General features: G+C 65.7%; 20 protein-coding genes. 13 read left to right on the forward strand and 7 right to left on the reverse strand.

Going from position 1 to position 22,163, the window contains the following annotated elements; all coding sequences use genetic code 11:
* The first annotated feature begins 132 nt into the window (after positions 1-132).
* Positions 133-735: a hypothetical protein gene (locus V6657_RS00670; protein WP_274923309.1), complete on the forward strand. Its 603-nt coding sequence runs from the start codon at positions 133-135 to the stop codon at positions 733-735.
* Between the two features lie 40 nt (positions 736-775).
* Here the strand turns inward: V6657_RS00670 and V6657_RS00675 are convergent, their stop codons facing one another.
* Positions 776-2,218 carry a DUF1254 domain-containing protein gene (locus V6657_RS00675; protein ID WP_048933344.1) on the reverse strand — a complete coding sequence of 481 codons (1,443 nt, stop codon included), beginning with the start codon at positions 2,216-2,218 and terminating at the stop codon, positions 776-778.
* 218 nt (positions 2,219-2,436) lie between these two features.
* A complete protein-coding gene (locus V6657_RS00680) occupies positions 2,437-3,420 on the reverse strand; it encodes a nitronate monooxygenase family protein (RefSeq protein ID WP_048933240.1) in 984 nt (327 codons plus the stop codon).
* A gap of 141 nt (positions 3,421-3,561) precedes the next feature.
* On the opposite strand from V6657_RS00680, the gene V6657_RS00685 reads away from it, so the two are divergent.
* The 4 genes from V6657_RS00685 (at position 3,562) to V6657_RS00700 (ending at position 5,429) form a co-directional block, all read left to right on the forward strand.
* Positions 3,562-4,488: an alpha/beta hydrolase gene (locus tag V6657_RS00685; RefSeq protein WP_048933241.1), complete on the forward strand. Its 927-nt coding sequence runs from the start codon at positions 3,562-3,564 to the stop codon at positions 4,486-4,488.
* Positions 4,489-4,571: 83 nt separating this feature from the next.
* Complete coding sequence (locus tag V6657_RS00690; RefSeq protein ID WP_048933242.1) at positions 4,572-4,931, forward strand: metalloregulator ArsR/SmtB family transcription factor; 360 nt, start codon at positions 4,572-4,574, stop codon at positions 4,929-4,931.
* Positions 4,915-5,292: an SRPBCC domain-containing protein gene (locus V6657_RS00695; RefSeq protein ID WP_248694800.1), complete on the forward strand. Its 378-nt coding sequence runs from the start codon at positions 4,915-4,917 to the stop codon at positions 5,290-5,292. Before V6657_RS00690 ends, V6657_RS00695 begins: the two co-directional genes overlap by 17 nt.
* The gene (locus V6657_RS00700) at positions 5,289-5,429 is read left to right on the forward strand and encodes a hypothetical protein (protein ID WP_248694799.1); all 141 of its coding nucleotides are present in this window, start codon (positions 5,289-5,291) and stop codon (positions 5,427-5,429) included. The genes V6657_RS00695 and V6657_RS00700 overlap by 4 nt, the downstream gene beginning before the upstream one ends.
* On the opposite strand, the gene V6657_RS00705 is transcribed toward V6657_RS00700, so the two are convergent.
* The 3 genes from V6657_RS00705 to V6657_RS00715 are packed head-to-tail and all read right to left on the reverse strand — an operon-like array spanning position 5,426 to position 9,131.
* Positions 5,426-6,109 carry a Fe2+-dependent dioxygenase gene (locus tag V6657_RS00705; RefSeq protein ID WP_048933243.1) on the reverse strand — a complete coding sequence of 228 codons (684 nt, stop codon included), beginning with the start codon at positions 6,107-6,109 and terminating at the stop codon, positions 5,426-5,428. The genes V6657_RS00700 and V6657_RS00705 overlap by 4 nt on opposite strands.
* On the reverse strand, positions 6,100-6,852 hold the full coding sequence (locus V6657_RS00710) for a tetratricopeptide repeat protein (RefSeq protein ID WP_048933244.1): 753 nt from the start codon (positions 6,850-6,852) through the stop codon (positions 6,100-6,102). The genes V6657_RS00705 and V6657_RS00710 overlap by 10 nt, the downstream gene beginning before the upstream one ends.
* Complete coding sequence (locus tag V6657_RS00715; RefSeq protein WP_048933245.1) at positions 6,852-9,131, reverse strand: TonB-dependent siderophore receptor; 2,280 nt, start codon at positions 9,129-9,131, stop codon at positions 6,852-6,854. Before V6657_RS00715 ends, V6657_RS00710 begins: the two co-directional genes overlap by 1 nt.
* A gap of 274 nt (positions 9,132-9,405) precedes the next feature.
* On the opposite strand from V6657_RS00715, the gene V6657_RS00720 reads away from it, so the two are divergent.
* From V6657_RS00720 to V6657_RS00755, 8 genes are all read left to right on the forward strand, one after another.
* Positions 9,406-10,185: an enoyl-CoA hydratase/isomerase family protein gene (locus V6657_RS00720; protein ID WP_048933246.1), complete on the forward strand. Its 780-nt coding sequence runs from the start codon at positions 9,406-9,408 to the stop codon at positions 10,183-10,185.
* 1 nt (position 10,186) lies between these two features.
* Positions 10,187-11,959, forward strand: a complete 1,773-nt coding sequence (locus V6657_RS00725) for an acyclic terpene utilization AtuA family protein (RefSeq protein ID WP_048933247.1) — start codon at positions 10,187-10,189, stop codon at positions 11,957-11,959.
* A 14-nt stretch (positions 11,960-11,973) separates the two neighbouring features.
* Positions 11,974-13,128: an acyl-CoA dehydrogenase family protein gene (locus V6657_RS00730; RefSeq protein ID WP_048933248.1), complete on the forward strand. Its 1,155-nt coding sequence runs from the start codon at positions 11,974-11,976 to the stop codon at positions 13,126-13,128.
* 10 nt (positions 13,129-13,138) lie between these two features.
* The gene (locus V6657_RS00735) at positions 13,139-14,026 is read left to right on the forward strand and encodes an SDR family oxidoreductase (protein WP_048933249.1); all 888 of its coding nucleotides are present in this window, start codon (positions 13,139-13,141) and stop codon (positions 14,024-14,026) included.
* Positions 14,013-15,632 (forward strand): carboxyl transferase domain-containing protein, encoded by a 1,620-nt coding sequence (locus V6657_RS00740; RefSeq protein ID WP_048933250.1) that lies wholly within the window; start codon positions 14,013-14,015, stop codon positions 15,630-15,632. The genes V6657_RS00735 and V6657_RS00740 overlap by 14 nt, the downstream gene beginning before the upstream one ends.
* Before the next feature lie 44 nt (positions 15,633-15,676).
* The gene (locus tag V6657_RS00745) at positions 15,677-16,834 is read left to right on the forward strand and encodes an acyl-CoA dehydrogenase family protein (protein WP_048933251.1); all 1,158 of its coding nucleotides are present in this window, start codon (positions 15,677-15,679) and stop codon (positions 16,832-16,834) included.
* A 3-nt stretch (positions 16,835-16,837) separates the two neighbouring features.
* The gene (locus V6657_RS00750; RefSeq protein ID WP_048933252.1) at positions 16,838-18,832 is read left to right on the forward strand and encodes a biotin carboxylase N-terminal domain-containing protein; all 1,995 of its coding nucleotides are present in this window, start codon (positions 16,838-16,840) and stop codon (positions 18,830-18,832) included.
* A 69-nt stretch (positions 18,833-18,901) separates the two neighbouring features.
* Positions 18,902-20,488, forward strand: a complete 1,587-nt coding sequence (locus tag V6657_RS00755; RefSeq protein ID WP_048933253.1) for an AMP-binding protein — start codon at positions 18,902-18,904, stop codon at positions 20,486-20,488.
* A 6-nt stretch (positions 20,489-20,494) separates the two neighbouring features.
* Here the strand turns inward: V6657_RS00755 and V6657_RS00760 are convergent, their stop codons facing one another.
* Together V6657_RS00760 and V6657_RS00765 are read right to left on the reverse strand one after the other, a co-directional pair.
* Positions 20,495-21,160: a TetR/AcrR family transcriptional regulator gene (locus V6657_RS00760; protein WP_048933254.1), complete on the reverse strand. Its 666-nt coding sequence runs from the start codon at positions 21,158-21,160 to the stop codon at positions 20,495-20,497.
* 46 nt (positions 21,161-21,206) lie between these two features.
* Positions 21,207-22,160 (reverse strand): MBL fold metallo-hydrolase, encoded by a 954-nt coding sequence (locus V6657_RS00765; RefSeq protein ID WP_048933255.1) that lies wholly within the window; start codon positions 22,158-22,160, stop codon positions 21,207-21,209.
* Positions 22,161-22,163 lie beyond the last annotated feature (3 nt).

The following is a 22,163-nucleotide window of genomic DNA, read 5'->3' on the forward strand; positions in this document are numbered from 1 at the left end:
TGAAAGCGGCTTCCTATCATAGGCGCCACATTGGATTGGAAGATGATGATTGCATTACCCAACCTACTCAAGACATCGGTGCAGCGCGCTGCGTGGCGATCATTTCCGTTCGGTTGCTGGATGCCGCTTTGGATGCAGCGGAGGATCCGTCAAGCCAGCCGCTACCTGGCGTTGGCCGGCATCATCTTGATACTGGTCGCCTGCTCAGGCCCACCCCCCAACGAGCGTGAAACCGGCAGCGGCGGAACGCTGGTGCGATACAGCTCACGCCAGGTGAGCGTGGACCTGACCGATGCGGAGCAGCAGAGCCTGCGAGCCATGCGCGACCGTACGTACACCAACATCGCGCCGGATCGTGCACTGAGTGCGGTGGCCAAGGCGTTGACCGAACTGGGTTACGCGCCAGTGTCGGTCGACAACGAAACCGGCCTGGTGGAAGCAGGGCTGAGTGACACGCTGGTACCCAAGTGGCGCCAGTTGCTGCGTGGGGCGCTCAAGAACTACACCGGCATGTTTCCGGCCAAGCCGGACCACGAACGCGTGTCGGCCGTCATCGCGGTCAAGGCGGGCACGGGTAGTCAGTCGACGCTGGTCCGTGCCCGGTTCGACAGCACAGTGTGGGACAGCAACGGCGATGCGCGCACGAAGACCGTGCTGAAGCGGGAAGTCTACGATGGCTTTTTCGCGGGCGTGGACAAGGTGCTGTGCTCAGCTGCCTGCAAGGGGCAGCCTTAAGCGAACCACTCGCCAGCGTTGGGCCGGCGAGCGTGGCGCGCTATTCCCGCCGCTGCACAGCAGGCGGCAGCCATGTCCCATCCAGCGCCGCTTCCTTCGGCCACGTCAGCTGCATGCGCAGCAGGAAGGGGCCGACCGGTGGTGGCAGCCAGTTGTTCCGCATGCCCTTGGGCGGCGCGCGCTGGATCAGGATGTCGAGCGAGCCATCGCTGTTCAGGCGCGGGTGATCGGCTTCGCTGAGGAGGTTGCGCAGGCTCGGGCGCTCGGCGGTCCGGCGCGGTTGCTGCACGGCGGCCACGGCCCAGCCGGCGTTCTCCGGCGGAAGCTGGTTGCGATCGAAATGCAGCACGTAGCGGTGCGTGCTGTCCAGCGGCAGGCTGTTGGCGTCCGCTGTGGCGGTGGCGATCAGCATGTCCTGCGGCACGTCGGTACCGCCGCCCGACCACGAGACGATCGCGCGTTGCGCATAGTCCAATCCATACGCGCCGATCATGCGCGGGATGAACCAGCCGTTCTGCGTGATCTGCGGCTGCTTGGCCGCCATCGAGAGCGTCTCGCGCGCGGCGCTCACGCCGGCATCCATCACCTTCAGGCTGGTCGAATCCACTGCCTTGGCGTCAAACGGCGCACCGGGCACGATGCCGAGGTTGCGCAGCGACGCCACCATCGTGGAATCTGCCGCGTGCGGCGGATTGTCCTTGAGCAGTTCGGCAAACCGGGTGAAGTAGGCGTTGGCATCGAGCGCGGTCACACGGCGGCGCGCAGCACTCAGGCTGACGTCGATGTCGGTGGCGCTGGTCGCCTCAGCCTTGGCTTCCGCCTCGGTTTCGCGTGCGCCGGGTTTGCCGAAAGCGTCCAGCGGCGTGATGCGGTAGCGATCCTGCACGCGGCGTGCGGCAGCTTCGTCGCGCCGCCCTGCGACCTGCGTGCGGGCAACGACCCATACCAGGTTCGTCGGCGCGGCAATCTGCTTGACGCCTGCCGGCAGTGTGCCTTCCCAGCCCGGCGGCGTGATGGCGTAGCTGGCTGCACGTGCCCCCGTGGTGCGGTTGCCGATGGATTCGAACACGTCCGTCCAGGCATCGTGCACGGCCACCCAGATGTGGCGGCGGCCGACATCGGGCACGCTCAGCACGACGGGCCCGTTGCGCAAATCAACGAAGGCGCTGCTGGCGAGCACGTCCACACGGGCGCGCACACCGGCGGGCAGGGCTTCGTCTTCCAGCGTGCGCTGGTGCATGAAGCGCCCATCGGGCGCGATGGCGGAAGTGACCTGCATCAGCGCGTCCGTCATCATCAACGGAAACGCATAGACATAGGCGGAGCGGACTTGCGCCTCGCCGGCTTGCGGCAGGCGCAGTTCGTTGGCGGCGGCAGGGTCGGGGTTCTGGGTGGCGCAGCCGGTCAGGGTCAGGGCCGCTGCGCTCAGCGCCACCGCCGCCAGCCTTGTGAGCGGGCGCACGGGCGCATGGCAGTGCGTCATGGTGTTCTCCATCTTGTCGGTACGCGGCAACAGGAAACCAGACGCCTGTCGAACATCCCCCCAAAGGATGCTTGCGCATACGGTTGCGCGGTCGCCCGTCACGACGCCACGCTTGTTGTTGAGCATCTTTTGAATTTAGAAGTGCCGCCCTCGCAAGTCAATCGAAGTGCGGTGGGGTGCGCTCGGTAGGGTGCGCGCTAGGATGCATGCGGATGCGCCTACAGCCGCAGATGCAGGGCGAGGCGCAATTTGGCGGCATCGTACTCGGCTTTGAGCCGCGTGACGATCTCGCCGGCGGGCGGCAGGTCGGCAATCTGGCCCACCCCCTGGCCGGCGCCCCAGATGTCTTTCCATGCCTTGGCACGGGAGCTGCCGTCGCCAAAGTTCATCTTCGATTTGTCGGCCTCGGGCAGGGCTGCCGGGTCCAGGCCCGCCAGCTCGATGCTCTCGCGGATGTAGTTGCCGTGCACCCCTGTGAAGAGGTTCGTATAGATGATGTCGGACGCCGCCGCGCGCACGATGGCTTGCTTATAGCTTTCCGCCGCATGCGCCTCCTTGCTGGCGATGAAGCGCGTGCCGATGTAGGCGAGGTCGGCGCCCATGGCCTGCGCGGCGAGGATGGCATCCCCCGTGGCGATGGCGCCCGACAGCGCGATCGGCCCGTCGAAGATGCGCCGCACCTCACCCACCAGCGCAAACGGCGACAGCGTGCCGGCGTGCCCACCCGCGCCCGCGGCCACCAGGATCAGGCCGTCGACCCCGGCTTCCAGCGCCTTCTCCGCATGGCGCAGGTTGATCACATCGTGCAGCACGATGCCGCCGTAGCTGTGCACCGCATCCAGGATCTCCTTGACCGGCGCGCGCAGCGAGGTGATGAAGATCGGCACCTTGTGTTTGACGCAGGTGGCCACGTCCTGCTCCAGCCGCGCGTTGGAGTGGTGCACGATCTGGTTGACCGCGAGGGGCCCGACCACCGCGTGCGGATGTGCGGCACGGTGGGCAGCGAGGTCTGCGTTGATCTGCGTGAGCCATTCGTCCAGCACCTCGGCCGGCCGTGCATTGAGCGCCGGAAACGCCCCGACGATGCCGGCCTTGCACTGCGCCAACACCAGTTCCGGATAGCTGACGATGAACATCGGCGAGCCGATCACCGGCAGCGTCAGGTGTTGCAGTGCGGGCGGCAGATGCTTGGCGGCGGGCATGGCGTCTCCTGAGGAGAGGAAGGCAGACAGCGTCGTTCGATTATAGGAAGCGGGCGCCACGTGTTGCCGCCGAATGTGCCGGCGGCTTCTGCGCTAGCATGCGGAGCATTCCTTGCGCATCACACACCATCGGAGACCTGCATGACCACGCCGCTTTCCATCGACGCCGCCACCGCCGCCGCAGATGCCGCGCTGTTTCCTGGCTTTCGCCCCTTCCGCCAGACGGTCAACGGGGTGGAAATTGCCGGTGTGATTGGTGGCAGCGGGCCGCCGTTGCTGTTGCTGCACGGTCATCCGCAAAGCCATGTGATCTGGCACAAGGTGGCGCAGGAGCTGGCGCGCGACTACACCGTCGTCGCGACGGATTTGCGCGGTTACGGCGCGTCATCCAAGCCGGCCGGCAGCGCCCGGCATGCGGAGTACAGCAAGCGCATGATGGCGCAGGACCAGGTAGAGGTGATGCGCGCACTCGGCTTCGGCCGCTTCCGGCTGTGCGCGCATGATCGCGGCGCACGTGTGGCGCATCGGCTGTGTGTGGATCACCCTGTGCACGTGGAGCGCGCCATGCTGCTCGACATCGCCCCCACGCTGGCGATGTACGAGAACACCGACATGGCGTTTGCGTCCGCCTACTGGCACTGGTTCTTCCTGATCCAGCCCTCGCCGTTTCCCGAGACGCTCATCAATGCCACGCCGGACTTCTACATCGGCAAGCTAATGGGCCTGCGCCACGCGGGGCTCGAACCGTTCGCCCCGGAAGCGATGGCCACCTACGCTGCCGCCATGCGCGAGCCCGCCTGCGTGCACGCCATGTGCGAGGACTACCGTGCTGCGGCCACCATCGACCTTGAACACGATCGCGCCGATCGCGACGCCGGCAAGCGTGTGAGCGTGCCGCTGCGGGTGCTGTGGGGCGAGCATGGCGTGATCCAGCGGTGCTTCAAGCCGTTGGAGCTGTGGCAAGCCGTGGCCAATGACGTGAGCGGTGGCACGGTGCCATGCGGGCACTATGTGCCGGAGGAAGCGCCGGAGGCGTTGTTGACGGAGATGCGCAGCTTCTTCGCTTAAAGGGCACTACGCGATTTCCAGCTTGACGGCGTGGGCGCGGGTTTCTATATTCCGATCAGGATATATTCCTGATTGGCTATGTAATGTCTCCCGACCACCTGAACCTCGTCTTCGCCGCGCTGGCCGATCCCACGCGCCGCGCCATCGTCGCCCGTCTTGCTGCAGGCGAGGCCACCGTCAACGAACTGGCTGAACCGTTCGATCTGGCGCAGCCCTCCATCTCCAAGCATCTGAAGGTGCTGGAAACCGCCGGTCTGATTTCACGCGGACGGGAGGGGCAGACGCGGCCGTGCCGGTTGGAAGTTGCGACGCTTAAGGCGACGACCACCTGGGTCGAGCACTACGTCGACGTGTGGGAGGCCAGCTTCGACCGGCTCGATGCGCTGCTGCAATCGGACGGTCCCACCTCTGCGAAAGGAAAGCGTCATGACCGAAAGCGATGAACGGATCGCCGCGCAGGCGGCGTTCGAGATCACCCGCGTCTTCAAGGCACCACGCGAGCGCGTCTGGCAGGCCTGGAGCGATGTCGCGCAACTGGAGCGCTGGTGGGGGCCGAAAGGCTGCACCGTCGAAGCGCTGCGCTTCGAGTTCCAACCCGGTGGTTTCTTCCACTACGCGATGCATTTTGGCGACGCACCCGCCATGTGGGGGCGATTCAACTACCGCGAGATCGTCGCGGGTGAGCGCATCGTCTGGCTGAACTCGTTTGCGAATGCGCAGTGCGGCATCGCACGGGCGCCGTTCAGCGAGCTGTGTCCGCTGGAGATCGAGAACCGGTCACGTTCACCGAGCGTGATGGTGTGACGACGGTGCAGTTACGCGCGCAGCCGTTTGGCGAGACGCCGGCGGAGCGCCAGTACTTCGAAGACCTGCGGCCCTCGCTCAACGAAGGGTATGGCGGTACGTTCGACCAGCTTGGAGCGTATTTGGCGCAGAGCTAGGCGTCGGCCCACTCCCGCAACAGGTTGTGATACGTCCCCGTTAGCGCAATGACGGACGTGTCGTCCTGCCCTAAAAGCCCCATCAGTCGCTGCAGTTCCATATCCATCTGGAACAGCAGCGTGCGATGCGCATCACTGCGCACCATGCTCTGCAGCCAGAAGAACGAACACACCCGTGCGCCGCGCGCGACCGGCGTGACACGGTGCAGGCTGCTGCTCGGGTAGAGCACCATGTCACCCGCTGCGAGCTTGACGCGATGCTCGCCAAAGGTGTCGTCGATGACGAGTTCGCCGCCGTCGTAGTCTTCGGGCTCAGCCAGGAACAGCGTGCAGGAGAGGTCGCTGCGGATGCGGAAGTCGGTACCGCGCAGATGGCGCACAGCGTTGTCGACGTGGTTGCCGAAGGTCTGTCCGCCGGCATAGCGATTGAACAGCGGCGGGAACACCTTGAGGGGCAGCGCGGCCGAGAAGAACAGCGTGTTGGCCGCCAGCGCATCCTGGATGAAGGTGCCGACCTCACGCGCAGCGGGCGAGCCTTCGGGCAGCTGCATGTTGTGCTTCACCTGGCCCGACTGCGCGCCGGCGGTGACCTTGCCGTCCACCCATTCCGCTGCGTCGATGATGGCGCGGTAGTGCGCAACCTGATCCTTGGTGAGGACGGCGGGAATCTTCAACAGCATGGCGATTCGGTTTCGAGTGTGCTGGCCAACGTGCGCAGGCGCGCATCGGGGTGGCCGGCCAGAAAGTCATGCGCCTTGGCGAGGAAGGCGGGTGTCGCGCTGCGCGGTACGGCTCGCATCCACGTGAGGGCTTCGTCGGCGCGGTCGGTGAGCGCGAAGAGTCGTGCCGCGTTGAACTGGCCACGGAAGTCACCACCCTCAGCCGCACGCAGGTAGCAGGTCAGAGCCATCCCCAGGTCAGCCTCGACTTCCCAGCCGTCTTCATAGAAGCCGCCGACGACGTTAATCGACTTGGCGTGGCCTTGCGCAGCGGCGGCCTGGAAGAGGGCGAAAGCTTGCGCACGGTCCTGCGGCACGCCGCGCCCGAGCTGCAGGCTGGTGGCGTAGTTGTACTGGCCCCAGTCGAGGCCGGCATCCGCCGCCCGGGCGTACCAGTGCGCGGCGGTCTTGTCGCAGGCGGGGGCGCCCCAGCCGTGCTCGTAGCAGCGGCCGAGCATGTTGGCGGCCATGGCGTGGCCGGACACCGCGGCGGTCTTGAACCAGAAGAGGGCTTCGGTGTGATTGCGTTCGACACCGTGACCATCGAGCAGCCATTGGCCAAGGATGGTCTGCGCTTCGGTATGACCACGACGAGCGGCGCCGGCAAGCCAATCCGCCGCGCGATCGGCCGGGCCGGTCAGCACGGCGTGGATGGCATCCACCACCGCAGCATCGGCTGCGGTGGTTTGGGCAAGTGCTGCCATCAGTACCGGATACCCAGCGTCAGGATCGCCGCGCGCCCCGGTGCGAGCGATGCGTAGTGCGATGCGTACGCCTGGTTGTAGTACTTCTTGTCGAACAGGTTCTGCACGTTCAACTGCAGGTTCATGTGCTTGTCGATGCGGTACGAGGCCATTGCATCAAAGCGCCAGTAGGCCGGCACCCACTTCGGGTTGGCAGGGTTGGCGCTGCCCCACACCTTCGAGACGTAGTACGCACCGCCGCCCAGCGTGAACTTCGGCATCGGCTGGTAGGTGGTCCACAGGCTGAGGCTGCTCTTGGGCGTGTTGGGGAATTCGGTGCCATTGGTGGCGCCGAAGGCCGAGCCCGAGCCGCCGTTGTTGCGCAGCTCGCTCTTCAGGTACGTGTAGCCGCCAAACACCTGCCACTTGTTGGTGAGCGCACCCGACCAGCCCAGCTCGAAGCCGTCCACGCGCTTGTTGCCGGCCATGGCGGCGGTGCCGTCCTGCAGCACGATGCGTGCGTTGGTGGTTTCGATGCGGAAGATGGCGGCGGTGAGTGCCAGCTTGTTGTCCAGTACGTTCCACTTGGTGCCGAGTTCGTAGGCGCGGTTCTTCTCGGGGGCGAGCACGTCGCCGCGGTTGCCGGAGCGGTCTGGCGTGAGCGCGCTGCCATCGGCACCCTGGCCGGCTACGGAGCCCGACGGCGTGGACGACGTGCCATACGCTACGTAGATGCTGCCGTTCTGCGCAGGCTTGAAGACGAGGCCGAGCTGGTAGTTCAGCAGGTTGTCGTCCCGCGAGAAGCTGGAGCGCACGCCCTTCGCATCAGCCGACGTGGTGGCCGATGCCGAGTAGCGATCAAAGCGCAGGCCGCCGTTGATCTGCCAGCGCGGCGACAGCTCGATCGTGTCGAACACGTACGCCGATTGCGTGCGCACCGTGGTCTCGGCCGGGTTGTTGGCGAGCGTGATGTTGCCCGTCCACGGGTCGTTCGGGTTCGGGTTGAACAGGCTCGTGCAGTTGTAGCCGCCGGCCGCGCCGATCCCGTTCGGGCAGCGGTTGCTGCCGGTCGGGACGTTGTAGGTGTCGTTGCTGCTGTGCTCGCGCGAGAACTCCAGGCCTGCTGCGTAGCTGTGCTTGAAGCCGCCGGTCTCGAACTTGCCGGTCGCTTCCGTTTGGTTGGCGACGGTGTTGGCCACCGAGTAGCGCGTGTTGGCGCGGCGCCAGACCATGCCGTAGTAGATGTTGCCCTGGCTGTCGTCGGGCTGTGTCCAGACATAGTCCTGGCTGGTGCGCGCGATGCGCGTGGTGTTGCGCAGCTTCAGCGCGCTGGACACATCGTGCTCCAGCGAGAACGTGCCCATGTCGACGCGGTCACGGCGGAAGTCGCGGCCCAGGCCGTAGTAGGTGTTGCGGCCGACACCCACCGGCGAGCCGTCGCCGGGTGCGAACAGTTGCGGGCGGCCATCGGTGCGGCGGTTGAACGTGCCGTTGTTGTAGGGGATGCCGGTGTCCGGCGTGTCGTTCGACTGCAGGTGGTAGTACGACAGCGTGGCGCGCGTGGGCGTGCCCAGCCCGAAGGCGATGGACGGCGCGATGCCCCAGCGGCTGAAGCTCGTCACGTCACGGCCGGGCGTGCCGGCGTCGTGATACATCGCGTTCAGGCGGAAGGCCGCGTGCTCGCCGATCTGGTAGTTGCCATCGGCCGTGGCGCGCTTGTACGCGGCGTTGCCTACCGACACTGTGCCTTCGGTGAAGTGCTCCAGCTTGGGCGCCTTCGAGACGATGTTGATCGCCCCGCCGGCCGAGCCACGCCCTTCATATGCGCCCGACGGCCCCTTGATGACTTCCACCGATTCCACGTTGAACATCTCGCGCGATTGCGCACCGATGTCGCGCAGCCCGTCGAGGAAGGTGCTGGCCTGTGCGTCGTAGCCGCGGATGAACGAGCGATCGCCCACCGGGTTACCGCCTTCGCCCGCACCAAATGCAATGCCGGGCACCGTGCGCAGCGCTTCGGTAAGCGTGACGGAGCCGGTGTCCTGCAGCACTTCCGCCGGGATCACCGTGACGGACTTGGGCGTGTCGAGCAGCGGCGCGGTGAATTTGCCACTCGAGGCTTCGTCGGTCTTGAAGCCACTGCTGCCGGTGACCGTGTGGGTCGGCAGGGTGGCCGTTACCGAATCCTTCTTGGTTTCCGCCACGGCCGGTGTGGCCGCCACGGCAAAGCTCATGGCCCCTGTCAGGTATCCCACCACCGAATGTTCGGCGCGCTTGCGTTCCGTCTGTGCTGCTTGCATGGCTTGGTGCCCGCTCCCCTGAAAAAGCTTGTTACATGTTTGATGCAAATGAGAATTGTTATCGTTCGCATGTGAAGGAGTCAACGCGAAATCTGTCGATTTCCTTATTGGATGAAGAAAATCTCCGATAAATCAATGTGTTATGCCCAGCGAGCTGCGGGGTGCGGCAAAACGCTGCACGTTTCGTGTTTGAAGACTTCCATTTATTCAAGCAGATGATTTAGTATTGCCGGGCAGGCTGTCCAACCGAATCTCTCTTGAAGGTGAGCATCGCGTGAGCACGGACCCGGAACTCCTCATCGAGCAGCGCGGCCAGGCGCTGTGGTTGACCATTCAGCGCGAAGAGCGCCGCAACGCGATCAACGGCGCGGTGCTCGAAGCACTGACGGCGGCGCTGGCCGATGCCAGCCGCAACACCGCTGTGCGCGCCGTGGTGCTGACCGGGGCTGGCACCCGCGCCTTCTGTGCCGGGGCCGATCTGCAGAGCGGCCAATCCTTCCGCTTCGACTATTCCCAGCCGCACCAGGGCCTGGCGGATCTGTTTCGGCAGGCGCGCCGCTGCACGGTGCCGCTCATCGCGCGGGTGAATGGCGCATGCATGGCCGGTGGCATGGGTTTGCTGGCGATGTGCGACATGGCGGTGGCCAGCCGTAGCGCCATGTTTGGGCTGCCGGAGGTGAAGGTCGGACTGTTCCCGGCGCAGGTGTTGGCCGTGTTGCAGCATCAACTGCCGCGCCGCGTGCTCAACGAGCTGTGTCTGACCGGCGAGCCCATGAGCGCAAACCGCGCCCTCGCTGCCGGCCTGATCAACGACGTGGCCGAGCCCGAAGCGCTCGATGCCGCTGTCGATGCGCTGCTCGCGCGGCTGCTCGATAAATCGCCGTCAGCCATCCGGCGCGGGTTGTACACGCTCAAGCAGGTTGAGCATCTGAGCTTCGAGCAGGCGATGGCTTTTACCGAAAGCCAGATTGGCCTGTTTGCACTGACCGAGGACGCACAGGAAGGGCAGGCCGCCTTCCGCGAGAAGCGCGCCCCCAACTGGACGGCCCGCTGATATGCGCAAAGACACGGTTTCCATCGGCGGTGCCAGTGGGTTCTGGGGCGACAGTGTTACCGGGCCGATGCAACTGGTCGCCTCCGGTCGCATCGACTTCCTCGTCTTCGATTACCTAGCCGAACTGACCATGTCGCTGCTGGCCAGCGCGCGCATGAAGAACGCCGAGCTGGGTTATGCGACCGACTTCGTGAGCGTGGCGATGCGTGCGGTGCTCAAGGACGCGCTGGCGCAGAACATCCGCATCATCGCCAACGCGGGCGGCGTGAACCCGCGCGGGTGTGCAACCGCGCTGCAAGCCCTGGCCGATGAGCTGGGCGTGAGCGTGCGCATTGCCGTGGTGGAGGGCGACGACGTGATGCCGTTGCTGCCCGCGCTGCGCGACGAAGGCGTGCGCGAGCTGCAAAGCGGCCGTCCGCTGCCCGACAAGGTGGTGAGCGCCAATGTGTACTTGGGCGCCTTGCCGATCAAGGCGGCGCTCGATGCCGGCGCGCAGGTGGTCATCACCGGACGATGTGTCGACAGCGCGGTCACGCTCGGCGCGTTGATGCATACGTTCGACTGGCCGGCGGATGACTACGACCGGCTCGCCGCCGGCAGCCTCGCCGGACACATCCTCGAATGCGGCTGCCAGGGGGCCGGAGGTTTGCACACCGACTGGGAATCCGTGCCCGACTGGGCGCACAGCGGCTACCCCATCGTCGAGTGTCGTGGCGATGGCAGCTTTGTCGTCAGCAAGCCGGAAGGCACCGGCGGGTTGGTGATGCCTGCCACGGTGGGTGAGCAGTTGCTGTACGAGATCGGCGACCCTGCGCGCTATGTACTGCCCGATGTCGTCTGCGATTTCACACAGGTGACGATGACGCAGGCCGGCGAGCACCGCGTTGCAGTGCAGGGTGCGCGCGGCCGTGCCCCCACACCCGACTACAAGGTGAGCGCCACCTACGCCGACGGCTACCGCGCCACTGGTCAGCTCACCATCGTCGGCATCGATGCAGACCGCAAGGCGCATCGCACAGCCGAGGCGATCCTGGAACGCACGCGCGGCCTGTTCCGCAAGCTCGGCCTGCCCGACTACAGCGCCACGCACATCGAGACGCTCGGCTCGGCCTACCTGTTCGGGCCGCATCAACCAAGCGTGCCGCGTTTTGAATCGGTGATGTGGCTGGCCGTTGCGCACCCGAACAAGCAAGCGCTCGAACTGTTCGCGCGCGAGATCGCGCCGGCCGGCACATCGTGGGCACCTGGCACGACCGGCGCGGGTGGGCGGCCGAGCGTCGTTCCTGCCGTCAAGCAATACGCTTTCCTGATCGACAAGGCACGCGTGCAGCCGCGCGTGACCTTGCTCGGCGGCGAGAGCTTCGATGTGGCTGTACCGACGGGCGGCGCGCCATTGGAAGCCTCAACCGCCGCGACGGTGACGGACGCACTGCCGAGCGGCCCAACACGTGAAGTCCCGCTCATCGAACTCGCCTACGCTCGTAGCGGTGACAAGGGCGACACCTCCAACATCGGCGTCATCGCACGCCGGCCGGAAGACCTGCCGCTGCTGCGCGCACAGCTGACTGAGGACGCCGTAGCCGCTTACCTTGCACACGTTGTGAAGGGTTCCGTGACACGCTACGACCTGCCCGGCATTCACGCCCTTAACTTTGTCTGCGAGCAGGCGCTGGGCGGCGGTGGCATGGCCTCGCTGCGCAACGACCCGCTAGGCAAGGGCATGGCGCAGGTGCTGTTGACGATGCCGGTGCGCGTGCCGGTCGATCACCCCTAACCGACGAGGCGACCATGTACGCAGGCCTGCTGACGTCCGTGCTCTTCAATGCCGAGCACGACACCTTTCGCGAGACCGTGCGCCGCTTTGTCGACAAGGCGGTGTTGCCGAACATCGATGCCTGGGAAGAGGCGGAAACCTTTCCGCGCGAGCTGTATCGCGAGGCAGCGGATCTCGGTTTGCTCGGCATCGGTTTTCCCGAGGAATACGGCGGCACGCCTGCCGACCTGTTCCTCGAACTCGCGATGATCGAAGAGCTGACGCGTGCAGCCAGCGGTGGTCTGCTCGCTTCGCTGTTCAGCCACACGATCGGCGCGCCGCCCATCGTGGCGGGCGGCTCGGCGGACCTGAAAGCGCGCGTGCTGCCCGACATCCTCTCGGGCAAGAAGATCAGCGCGCTGGCCATCACCGAGCCGTCGGGCGGGTCGGATGTCGCCAATCTGACCGCGCGTGCGGTGCGTGATGGTGATCACTACATCGTCAACGGCAGCAAGATCTTCATCACCTCGGGCATGCGCGCGGACTACCTGACCGTGGCCGTACGCACGGGCGGACCGGGAGCGGCCGGCATCTCCGTGCTGCTGGTGGATGGTGACACGCCAGGCCTGTCGCGCACGCCGCTCAAGAAGATGGGCTGGTGGTGTTCGGATACGGCGCAACTGCATTTCGACAACTGTCGTGTGCCGATCGGCAATCTGCTCGGCGCAAAGAACCGCGGCTTCGAGCTTGTCATGCGCAACTTCAACCACGAGCGCCTTGCGTTGGCGATGCAAGCCTACGGCCTTGCGCGCACGTGCTTGGCGGAAGCAGTGGAATGGGCCAGCCAGCGTGAAACCTTCGGCAAGCGCCTCGTGCAACACCAGGTGGCGCGGCAGAAGCTGGTGGCGATGGCCACGCGCATTGAAGCCACGCGCGCATTGCTCGAAGACCTGATGCGCCGCATGCAGGCGGGCGAGTCGCCCGTCGCGCAACTGTGCATGCTCAAGAACTTCGCCACGCAGAGCCTGCAGTTCTGTGCGGACACCGCTGTGCAACTGCTGGGTGGCATGGGCTTCATGCGCGGCACGAAGTCGGAGCGGATCTATCGCGAAGTGAAGGTCTACATGATCGGCGGCGGCGCGGAGGAGGTCCTGAGTGATCTCGCTGCCCGCCAGCTTGGTTGGGTTTGAGGAGACACACATGTATCGCTCAGTCTTTCGACCGGGACTATTCCTGGGGCAAGTTGCGGTGGTAACGGGTGGCGGCAGCGGCATCGGCCGGTGCACGGCGCATGAGCTGGCGTCGCTCGGCGCGGCGGTGGCGCTGGTGGGGCGTAATGCGGACAAGCTCGCTGCCGTGCGCACGGAGATCGTCGAAGCCGGCGGCACCGCGCACGCCTACGTCTGCAACATCCGCGACGAGGCTGCCGTGCAGGCAACGATCGCGCAGATCCTCGGCGAGCACGGCCGCATCGACGCGCTGGTCAACAACGCGGGCGGGCAGTTTCCGTCGCCGCTCAAGGACATCTCCGTCAAGGGTTGGGAGGCGGTCGTGCAGACCAACCTGACCGGTGGCTTCCTGATGGCGCGCGAGTGCCTGAACCAGGCGATGCAGCAGCGCGGCGGCGCCATCGTCAACATCGTCGCTGACATGTGGGGTGGCATGCCGAACATGGGGCACTCCGGTGCGGCGCGTGCGGGCATGATCAACTTTACGGAGACGGCCGCGTTCGAATGGGCGCAGTACGGCGTGCGCGTGAATGCGGTAGCGCCGGGCTATGTGGCGTCGTCGGGCATGGACGCCTATCCGCCGTGGATGGCCGAGACCATCCGCAGCATGCCGCGCACCGTGCCTGCCGGGCGTTTTGCCACCGAGGCGGAGGTGTCGTCGGCGATCGTGTATCTGCTGTCGGAAGCGGCGGCGTTCATCACGGGCACAACGCTGCGCGTGGACGGTGGCCGGCCCAACGTGCGGCCCGGTACGCCCATGCAGGCACCGCGTCATGGTGCCGCGCCGTTCAACGGCTTCCACCTGGCCGCCACGCCCAAGGTGCTGCAGGACAAGGAGACCGACGATGCCGGCGCTTGAATCGCGCATCGTCCCGCAAAGCGACGCGTACCAGCAGAACCACGCCGCGCTCACGGAACTCGTCGACCAACTGCGCACGCTGGAGAACCGTACGCGCGACAAGTCCGAAGCCTCGCGTGCGCGTTTCGAGCAGCGCGGGCAACTGCTGCCGCGTGACCGGCTCGGCCGCCTGCTCGATGCCGGTGCACCGTTCCTTGAGCTGTCCTCGCTGGCCGGCTTCTGCCTGGACCACGCGGACCCGACGCGCTCGATCCCCGGCGGTGGCTTCATCGCCGGCATCGGCTGGGTGAGCGGTGTGCGCGCCATGATCATCGTGGACGACGCGGGCATCGATGCCGGCGCCGTGCAGCCGATGGGCATCGAAAAATTTCAGCGCGCGCAGGCCATTGCGCTGGAACAGAAGCTGCCGTTCATTCACCTGGTCGAATCGGCCGGCGCCAACCTGCTGACGTATCGCGTGGAAACCTTCATCCATGGCGGCAGCGGTTTCTACTGGCTTGCGCGGCTGTCGGCGGCGGGCATTCCGGTGATCAGCGTGGTGCATGGGTCGAGCACGGCGGGCGGGGCGTATATGCCCGGCCTGTCGGACTATGTGGTGATGGTGCGCGATCGCGCACGCGCGTTCCTTGCCGGTCCGCCGTTGCTCAAGGCCGCCACCGGCGAAATCGCCACCGAAGAGGAACTGGGCGGCGCTGAGATGCATGCCACCACCTCGGGCCTCGCTGAGTATCTGGCCGAAGACGATGCGGATGCATTGCGCATCGCACGCGAACTCGTTGCTGCGCTGGGTTGGAATCGCGATGTGCCGGCGGCTGATCGGACTTATGCACAACCACGCTTCAATGCGGAAGAGTTGCTCGGCATTGCGCTGACCGACCACCGCAAGCCGCTCGACATGCGCGAGGTGATCGCACGCATTGTCGATGGCTCTGACTTCCTGGAGTTCAAACCGGATTACGGGCCGGGCACAGTCACCGGACATGCCGCCATCTGCGGCATGCAAGTCGGCATCATCACCAACAACGGTCCGCTGGACCCGGCCGGCGCCACGAAGGTCGTGCACTTCATCCAGGCGTGCTGCCAGTCCGATACGCCGCTGCTGTACCTGCAAAACACCACGGGCTTCATCGTCGGCAAGCAGTCCGAGCAGGCGGGCATGATCAAGCACGGCTCGAAGATGATCCAGGCCATGGCCAATGCCACCGTGCCACGCATCACCGTGCATTGCGGTGCGTCGTTCGGGGCGGGCAACTACGGCATGTCGGGGCGCGGCTTCTTCCCAGATTTCTGCTTCAGTTGGCCCAACGCCAAGACCGCCGTGATGGGCGCCGAGCAGGCGGCAGGAACGATGGCCACCGTCATGGCCGCGAGCATGCAGCGCAAGACACAGACCGTCGATCACGAAGCCATCGAGGCGATGCGCGCCAAGGTGATCGACACGTTCGAGCGGCAGTCCGGCGCGTTCACCGTGTCGGGCCGCCTGCTGGACGACGGCGTGATCGACCCACGCGACACGCGCAAGGTGCTGGCCTGCGTGCTGGCCGTGTGCGACGAAGCGCGCAGGCGCACGCTGCACCCCATCCAATTCGGCGTTGCCCGACCGTAGCGCCATCCCATACGAACAGCCCAGGACTACCGGAGCGAGACACCATGCACTTCACCCACGAACATCAGGAACTGCAGCGCAACCTCAAACGCTTCATCGACAGCGACATCAACCCGCACGTCGATGAATGGGAAGCGGCGGAGATGTTCCCCGCCAAGGCGCTCTTCAAGAAGATGGGCGAGCTGGGCTTTCTCGGCATTGCCAAGCCGACGGAATTCGGCGGCCTGGGCCTCGACTATTCGTATGCGATGGCGATGGCGGAGACGCTCGGCCACATCCACTGCGGCGGTGTGCCGATGGCGATCGGCGTGCAGACCGACATGGCGACGCCCGCGCTGGCGCGTTTCGGCTCCGACGAGCTGCGCGCACAGTTTCTCGCGCCCGCCATCAGCGGCGATGCGGTGGCGTGCGTGGGCGTATCGGAGCCGAGCGCCGGTTCCGACGTGGCGGGCATCAAGACCACCGCGCGCAAGGACGGCGACGACTACATCATCAACGGCAGCAAGATGTGGATCACCAACAGCCTGCAAGCCGACTGGATGTGCCTGCTGGCCAACACCTCGGACGACCCGGCACACCGCAACAAGTCGCTCATCATCGTGCCGATGAATACCAAGGGCGTATCGGTCGGCAAGAAGATCCGCAAGATCGGCATGAACTCGTCGGACACGGGCCTCATCTACTTTGACGACGTGCGCGTGCCGCAGCGCTATCGCATCGGCGAAGAGGGCAAGGGCTTCACGTACCAGATGCTGCAGTTCCAGGAGGAGCGCATGTGGGCCGCAGCCAGCAGCCTGCAGACGATGACGATGTGCATCGACAGCACCATCGAGTACGGCCGCGAGCGCAAGCTGTTCGGCGCCAGCCTGCTCGATAACCAATGGGTGCACTTCAAGCTGGCCGAACTGAAGACCGAGGTGGAGGCGCTGCGTGCGCTCACGTATCGCGCGTGCGATCTCTACATCAACGGGCAGGATGTGACGGAACTCGCATCGATGGCCAAGCTCAAGGCCGGGCGCCTCTCGCGCATCGTGCCCGACGCCTGCCTGCAGTTCTGGGGCGGCATGGGCTTCACGTGGGACAACCCGGTCTCGCGTTTCTACCGCGATGGGCGCCTGGGCTCCATCGGCGGCGGTGCGGACGAGGTGATGCTCGGCATCATCTGCAAGTACATGAACACGCTGCCGGGCAAGAAGGGCTGAGCGATGGGCGCGCCGCACGCTGCTTTCCGCACAGTACTGGTTGCCAACCGGGGCGAGATCGCGTTGCGCATCCAACGCACCGCGCGGCGCCTCGGCATGCGCACCGTTGCCGTGTACTCCGATGCCGACCGTGATGCCCCGCATTGCCGCGCGGCGGACCTGGCCTTGCCGATTGGCGTGTCACAACCGCAGGCGTCGTACCTGAACATTGCGGCGTTGCTGGAGGCGGCGCGCAAGTCTGGCGCGCAGGCTGTGCACCCCGGCTATGGCTTCCTGGCCGAGAGCGATGCCTTTGCCAATGCCTGTGCAGAAGCGGGCCTTGTCTTTATCGGCCCACCTGCGGAGGCCATCCTCGCGATGGGCAATAAGGCCGGCGCCAAGCGCTTGATGGAGGCCGCCGGTGTGCCGTGCGTGCCCGGCTACCAAGGTGAAGACCAATCCGATCCACGCATGCAGCAGGAAGCGGAACGCATCGGCTACCCGGTCATGATCAAGGCCGCAGCCGGTGGTGGCGGGCGTGGCATGCGGCGCGTGGATCGCGCAGAAGACTTTGCTGCCGCGTTGCAGTCCGCACGCTCCGAAGCGGAGAACGCGTTCGCTTCCGGCGAGTTGATCCTCGAAAAGGCCATCATCGAGCCACGCCATATCGAGATCCAGGTGTTTGCCGACACGCATGGCAACGTGGTGCACCTTGGCGAGCGCGACTGCTCCGTGCAGCGCCGGCACCAGAAGGTGATTGAGGAATCCCCGTCGCCTGCCGTATCGCCGGAACTGCGTGCACGCATGGGTGCCGTGTCCGTGGCGGCGGCACGTGCGATCGGTTACGTGGGCGCGGGCACGCTGGAATTTCTGCTCGCCTCGGATGGCGCGTTCTACTTCATGGAGATGAACACGCGCCTGCAGGTCGAGCACGCGGTGACGGAGGCGATCGTCGGCGTCGATCTGGTCGAATGGCAGCTACGCGTGGCGCTGGGCGAGCCGTTGCTGCTCACGCAGGACGAGATTGACGCGCGCCGTGCGCAGGGCGGCCACGCAATCGAAGTGCGCTTGTGCGCGGAGGACCCGCAGCAGAACTTCTTGCCGCAAAGCGGTACTGTCGCCCGCTGGCGTGCGCCGCGCGAGGTGCGCACAGACCACGCACTCGCCGATGGACTGGTGGTCTCGCCGTACTACGACTCGATGCTCGCCAAGATCGTCGCGCACGGTACCGACCGTACCGACGCGTGCCGGCGGCTGGCGTACGCGCTGGACGACTGCCTGCTGCTGGGCTTGCCAACCAACCGCGCGTTCCTGCGCCAATGCGTGACGCATCCGGCCTTCCTCGCTGGCGACGTCTCCACCGCGTTTATCGATCGGCATTTCCCGGCGGTGATGCGCCAAGCGGCCGTACCCGATGCAGCGGTCTGCCAGGCCGGCGCCGTGCTGCTCACGCACTTGCGCAAGGACACCGCGCGCCGCTATCCCGCTGAGCTCCAAGGTTGGGCCAGCAGCCGCACCTACCCCACGCTCTGCCGCTTCACGCTTGACGGCGAAGCCATCGAGATGCGCGTGCGTGCGCTCGCCGCGCAACGCTGGGAGGTGAACTGGGACGGTGGCACCGCGCAGGCTGAGATCGTGTCCGAAGCCGGTGGCCGCCTCACGCTCGCACTGGGCGACAGGCTGTATCCGCTCGAATACGCGATCACCGGAACCGCTTGCCACTTCGTGTTGGATGGCGTCGAGCATGTTGTCATCGACACCACCTACGCCAAGGCGGAACGCAACGGCGCACAAGCCGGCAGCGGCCGCATCAGCGCACCGATGAACGGCCGTGTGGTGGCTGTGCACGTGGCCGAAGGTGAAGCCGTCTCCGCCGGCCAAGTATTGCTGGTGGTCGAGGCCATGAAGATGGAGCACAGCATTGCCGCGCCGCTCGCTGGTGAAGTGAAGGGCTTGTTCACCCAGGTCGGCGCACAGGTGGCGCCGGGTGGGTTGCTGATGGAGATTGCCGCGGCCTGAGGGCTGCATCGTCGTTGTTGTCGTCCATCGTTTCGTCGTGCAGTTCATGCGGTCCACAGGAGACGTCCCATGTCCGAAGCCACGCCAGACATCACGCTTGAAGCCAACCTGCTGAACCGGGTGACGCTGGGCGATACGTTGCATCGCAGCGCACGCAAGTTCGGCGCGAAGGTCGCGCTGGTCGACGGCCCGCGCCGCATGACGCATGCCCAGCTCAATGCAGACAGCAACCGCTACGCGCATCACCTGCTGGCCAGCGGGCTCAAGCCGGGTGACAAGGTCGCCATGCTTTGCGGCAACTCGGCGCAGTTCCTGGTGGCGGCTTACGGCATCCTCAAGGCGGGGCTGGTGTGGGTGCCCATCAACGCGATGCTTGGGCCGGACGATGTGCGCTACATCCTCGAACATGCCGAAGCGCGGCACATGGTGATCGACGCGGCGCTGTACCCGGTGCTGCGTGACACGCTTGGGGCGCTCGGTCTACCCGCACACCAGTGTTTTGGCGAACCGGTTGCCGGTGGCCCGCAGACTGTCGAGCAGGCGCTGCAAGGCCACGCCGACACACTGCCCGCCGTGGTGATCGATGACCGCGATCTCGCGCTCATCATGTACACCAGCGGCACCACGGGCCGGCCCAAGGGCGCGATGCACTCGCACCGCTCCGTGCACGCGGCGCTGATGTCCAACATCGCCGGCCTGAACCTGAACGAGAAAGACGTGTTCTCGTGCATCCTGCCGATGTTCCACTGCGCTCAGTTTTCGACCGCTGCTTCCGCGATGACGGTGGGCGCCACGCTCGTCATCCAGCGCGGCTTTGACCCAACGGCGCTGCTCGACGCGATTGCCAACGAGCGCATCACGCAACTGTTCGGCCTGCCGCTCATGTACGCCGCGCTGCTGCACCATCCGTTGCGTACCCAACGCGATCTCTCCAGCCTGCGCCTATGCCTATACGCGATGGCGCCGATGGCCAAGCCGCTGCTCGAACGGCTGATTGCTGAGGTCTGCCAGAACTTTGCACTCGGCTCCGGCCAGACCGAAATCTTCCCGATGACGATGTACTTCGCGCCCGACCAGCAACTGCAGCGCACCGGCAACTACTGGGGCCAGCCCTGCATGGTCAACGAGGCAGCGGTGATGGACGACCAAGGCAACCTGCTCGGCCCCAACCAACTGGGCGAGATCGTGCACCGCGGCCCCAACGTCATGCTCGGTTACTACAAGGACCCGCAGGCCACAGCCAATGCGCGCCGCTTCGGCTGGCACCACACGGGTGACCTGGGCATGTGGGACGCCGACGGCCAGCTCCAGTTCAAGGACCGCATCAAGGACATGATCAAGACCGGCGGCGAGAACGTGCCCTCGCTCAAGGTGGAAGAGGTACTGCTGCGCCATCCGGCCGTGGCGAATGCCGCAGTGGTTGGACTGCCGCATGCGCATTGGGTGGAGGCAGTGGCGGCCTTCGTCTGCCTCAAGCCGGATGCGCAGGCGGATGCGACAGCGTTGCAGGCACATTGTCGCGAGCATCTCGGCAGCTTTGAAGTGCCTAAGCACATCGCCGTGGTCGACAAGCTGCCCATGACGGCCACCGGCAAGATCCAGAAGCACGTGCTGCGCAGCGCCAATCAGACGCTGTTCGAGAGCGATGCCCGTTAAGGACGACTAAGCCGCCGGCTGGGGCGGCGTGCGCAGGATGAAGAGCACCGCCTGATCGGCCAGCGCATCAATGCTGATGCCGGCGCCGGCCTGGTACCACTGCGCCGTCCAGTTGAGCGCGCCGAACATCAGCAGACGGTCCACCGGCGTTGGTTGCGCCCATTCGCCTGAGGCATGCAGGCGGTCGATGATGCGGTTCCAGATGCCCTCGTAGCGATCCTTGAGCGCGATGATGCGTTCCTGCGCCTGTGCATCGAGCGAACGCCACTCATACAGCATCACCGGGATGAAGTCCTGGTTGGGCGCGAGGATCGTATAAAGGTGCGCGCGCACCAACTGGCGCATGGCCTCGCGCGGCGGAAGCCCTTCGACATCGATGGCTTCGATGTCGGCGAGCGCCACCGTCAGGCCGTGCTCGATCACGGCCTGCAGAATGTCCTGCTTGGTCTTGAAGTGATAGAACCAGCTGCCCGCATGTACACCCGTGGCGGCGGCAATGTCGCGTACCGTGGTGTTGCCATAGCCCTTCTCGCGGAACAGTCTGGCGGATTGCTCAATCAGTGCGCGACGCAGGCCTTCATTGGCATCCTGCGCAGGGCGGCCGCGCTTGCGGCGCGGTGCATCGGCTTGCGTGGTGGATTCTGGCGGGTTGGGTGTTGCGGGTGTCGACATGCCTGGCGAAGAGAAACGGCTTCGCTGCATTGTAGCGACCGGCAGCTCAATCGCGGTTGCGGATTTGCCCTTGCTCGACCGTGGCGGCACCCGCCTTGACCAGCGCGCCGATGGCGGCATCCAGCAGGTCCGTCATCGACTGGCTCGCAAAGAAGCGCGCCTGCAGGCCTGTCATCAGCGTGGTCTGCGTGAACCACGCGAACAACGCTGCGTGCGATAGCGCCTGCTGCTCCAGCAGCTTGAACTTCACCAGCACGCGAATGGCGTGCAGCGCATTGCGCTCGGGGTCGGCACGCAGATACGCGAGCCGCCCGAGCGATGCGTTGATGGCGGCGTTGACTTCAGTGAACGGCCTGCCATGTCCAGGGATCACCACGCGCACATCGAGCTGTGCAATGCGCTCCAGGATTGCCTGCTGTTCCGCAAAGCCGCTTTCGCCCTCCAGCTCGGGAAAGATGATGCCGAAGCCACGCTCCCACAGTGCATCGGCTGAGAGCAGCACGCGCGACTCCGGGCTGTAGAGGATGACGGCATTAGGATCATGCCCCGGCGCGCTGATGACCTGCCAGTCGAAGCCGCCCAGGTGCACGGTCATGCCGTCAGCCAAGCTTGCCTCGGCGTCGCTGTCGGGCAGTGTGAAGCGCGCGCATTCCTGGCCGGTGGGGCCATAGCTGAGAGCGTCGGTGTCCCAGCGGCGCACATCGTCGACTTGTGCTGCGGGCACGCGGGTGTGGCAGTCGTACAGCGCTTGCAGCGCTGCGTTGCCGCCGCAGTGGTCGGAGTGCAGGTGCGTGTTCAGCAGGCGCCGCAGTGGCTTGCCTTGCAGCGCGTGCTGGACCAGCGCCACCGTTTGCGGTGCGTGCGTGAGGTAGCCAGAGTCGACCAGCGCGCAGCCGCCGTGCGCGTCGTCGTCGAAGAAGAGGATGTTGTTGGACGACAGCCAGCCGCGCTCGAACACGCGCATCGAATCTGGGAGGGTGATGATGTCGTGTTCGGCCATGTT

It is taken from the genome of Ralstonia sp. RRA, assembly GCF_037023145.1.
Classification (GTDB): domain Bacteria; phylum Pseudomonadota; class Gammaproteobacteria; order Burkholderiales; family Burkholderiaceae; genus Ralstonia.

Coding starts and splice junctions, on each gene's coding strand:
- V6657_RS00670 (WP_274923309.1), top strand. CDS start 133: ATGCAGCGGAGGATCCGTCAAGCCAGCCGCTACCTGGCGTTGGCCGGC.
- V6657_RS00675 (WP_048933344.1), bottom strand. CDS start 2,218: ATGACGCACTGCCATGCGCCCGTGCGCCCGCTCACAAGGCTGGCGGCG.
- V6657_RS00680 (WP_048933240.1), bottom strand. CDS start 3,420: ATGCCCGCCGCCAAGCATCTGCCGCCCGCACTGCAACACCTGACGCTG.
- V6657_RS00685 (WP_048933241.1), top strand. CDS start 3,562: ATGACCACGCCGCTTTCCATCGACGCCGCCACCGCCGCCGCAGATGCC.
- V6657_RS00690 (WP_048933242.1), top strand. CDS start 4,572: ATGTCTCCCGACCACCTGAACCTCGTCTTCGCCGCGCTGGCCGATCCC.
- V6657_RS00695 (WP_248694800.1), top strand. CDS start 4,915: ATGACCGAAAGCGATGAACGGATCGCCGCGCAGGCGGCGTTCGAGATC.
- V6657_RS00705 (WP_048933243.1), bottom strand. CDS start 6,109: ATGCTGTTGAAGATTCCCGCCGTCCTCACCAAGGATCAGGTTGCGCAC.
- V6657_RS00710 (WP_048933244.1), bottom strand. CDS start 6,852: ATGGCAGCACTTGCCCAAACCACCGCAGCCGATGCTGCGGTGGTGGAT.
- V6657_RS00715 (WP_048933245.1), bottom strand. CDS start 9,131: ATGCAAGCAGCACAGACGGAACGCAAGCGCGCCGAACATTCGGTGGTG.
- V6657_RS00725 (WP_048933247.1), top strand. CDS start 10,187: ATGCGCAAAGACACGGTTTCCATCGGCGGTGCCAGTGGGTTCTGGGGC.
- V6657_RS00730 (WP_048933248.1), top strand. CDS start 11,974: ATGTACGCAGGCCTGCTGACGTCCGTGCTCTTCAATGCCGAGCACGAC.
- V6657_RS00735 (WP_048933249.1), top strand. CDS start 13,139: ATGTATCGCTCAGTCTTTCGACCGGGACTATTCCTGGGGCAAGTTGCG.
- V6657_RS00740 (WP_048933250.1), top strand. CDS start 14,013: ATGCCGGCGCTTGAATCGCGCATCGTCCCGCAAAGCGACGCGTACCAG.
- V6657_RS00745 (WP_048933251.1), top strand. CDS start 15,677: ATGCACTTCACCCACGAACATCAGGAACTGCAGCGCAACCTCAAACGC.
- V6657_RS00750 (WP_048933252.1), top strand. CDS start 16,838: ATGGGCGCGCCGCACGCTGCTTTCCGCACAGTACTGGTTGCCAACCGG.
- V6657_RS00755 (WP_048933253.1), top strand. CDS start 18,902: ATGTCCGAAGCCACGCCAGACATCACGCTTGAAGCCAACCTGCTGAAC.
- V6657_RS00760 (WP_048933254.1), bottom strand. CDS start 21,160: ATGTCGACACCCGCAACACCCAACCCGCCAGAATCCACCACGCAAGCC.
- V6657_RS00765 (WP_048933255.1), bottom strand. CDS start 22,160: ATGGCCGAACACGACATCATCACCCTCCCAGATTCGATGCGCGTGTTC.